The 1,794-nt window shown below is 63.9% G+C and carries 1 protein-coding gene; it reads left to right on the top strand.

Going from position 1 to position 1,794, the window contains the following annotated elements; genetic code table 11:
• Positions 1 to 1,794: MMPL family transporter (locus PMI29_RS15940; RefSeq protein ID WP_007997696.1), on the top strand; the 1,794-nt coding region annotated here is incomplete at both ends.

Raw genomic sequence — 1,794 nt, 5'->3', positions numbered from 1 at the left:
GGCAGGCCAGCGGCTTGTTCGAAAAGGTCCAGTGGACCCTGCAAGCCGACTTGCCGGCACTGCGCACGCAATTGCTGCAAGGTCGCCTGGCGATGCTCCAGGCGGCGGACCGACAACTGCTGATCGAGCACCCCGACACCTTTGTCCAGCAGCGGGTGCAGGCGTTGTTCGACCCGTTCAACGGTTACAGCCTGGTGCCGAGCCAGGACGACTGGCTGGGCCTGACCGGGCGCATCCAGAACAGCCAGCCGCAACGCGGCTCGGTGCAACTGGACATCGGCAGCGGCGCCCTGGTCGCCGATGCCGATGGCAAGAGCTGGGTGCTGCTGCGCGCGCGCACCACCGGCAACGCCTTCGACATGAACCTGCCGCTGCAAGTGGCAGACCTGCTCAAGCACAGCCGCGAAGAAGCCGCCAGGCACGACGTGCAACTGCTCGCCGCCAGCGGCCTGTTGTACGCAGCCAGCGGGCAGCAGCAAGCCGCCCGGGAGATGACCTGGGTCGGTGGCGGTGCCACCGTGGGGATTCTGTTGCTGCTGCTGTTAGCCTTCCGGCGCTGGCGCGTGTTGCTGGCGTTCGTGCCGGTGCTGGTGGGCATGCTCTTCGGAGCGGTGGCCTGCGTGGCGCTGTTCGGCCATATGCATGTGATGACCCTGGTACTGGGTTCGAGCCTGATCGGTGTCGCGGTCGACTACCCGCTGCATTACCTGTCCAAGAGCTGGAGCCTGAAACCCTGGCACAGCTGGCCTGCCCTGCGCATGACCTTGCCCGGGTTGACCCTGAGCCTGATTACCAGCGGTATCGGTTACCTGGCCCTGGCCTGGACACCCTTCCCCGCGCTGACCCAGATTGCCGCATTCTCTGCCGCCGGTTTGCTCGGCGCCTATTTGTCCGCCGTGTGCCTGTTGCCAGCATTGCTCAAGGGCGTAGACCTGCGCCCTGCGCAGTGGCCATTGCACGTTTGCGAGCTTTTACTGGATTGTCGGGAAGCGCTGCTCAAACAGGCGAAAACGCCTGTCCTGCTGGCGCTGCTGATCGCCTTTTGCGTGGGCGGCCTGTTACAACTGAGCAGCAAAAACGACATCCGCCAGTGGATCAGCGCGCCTCAACAATTGACCGACGAAGCCCGGACCATTGCACGGATTACCGGCTATCAACCCACCAGCCAGTTCTTCCTGATACGCGCCGCCAATCAGCAGCAACTGCTTGAACGCCAGACCGCCCTGAGAGAGCGACTGGATCAATTGATTGGCCTGGAAAAGCTCCAGGGTTACCTATCGCTCAATCAGCTGGTCAGCCCGCCAAACCAACAGCAACAGGTGCGCGAAGCGCTGAGCAAACTGCCGTCGTTCTGGCAACCGTTGCTCGACATCGGTGTACCGGCCGAGGCGCTGCAAGCCGAGCTGACGAAGTTACAGGCATTGCCTGCCGTGGACATCGACACCGCGCTCACCGGCCCGCTGGCGGAACCCTACCGGGCCCTGTGGCTGGGGCCGACCGATGACGGCGTGGCGGCGATGGTCAGCCTGCAAGGCCTCAACAACCCGGCCCTGCTGCGGCTCCAGGGTGAGGATTTACCCGGTGTGACACTGGTGGATCGACTGGGTGAATTGAATAACGTCTTCGCGGCCACCCAGGTCAGTGCCGCCGAACTGAAACTCGCCTCCTGTGTGTTGATCGTGCTGGTGCTGATCTTGCCGTTCGGCCTCGGCGGTGCGTTGCGTATCATCGCCCTGCCGCTGTTGGCGGCGTTGTGCAGCCTGGCCAGTCTCGGCTGGCTGGGGCAGCCGTTGA

It is taken from the genome of Pseudomonas sp. GM49, from assembly GCF_000282355.1.
GTDB lineage: Bacteria > Pseudomonadota > Gammaproteobacteria > Pseudomonadales > Pseudomonadaceae > Aquipseudomonas.
Note: the sequence above shows the minus strand (reverse complement) of the source record. Positions and strands in the feature narration are given on the sequence as shown.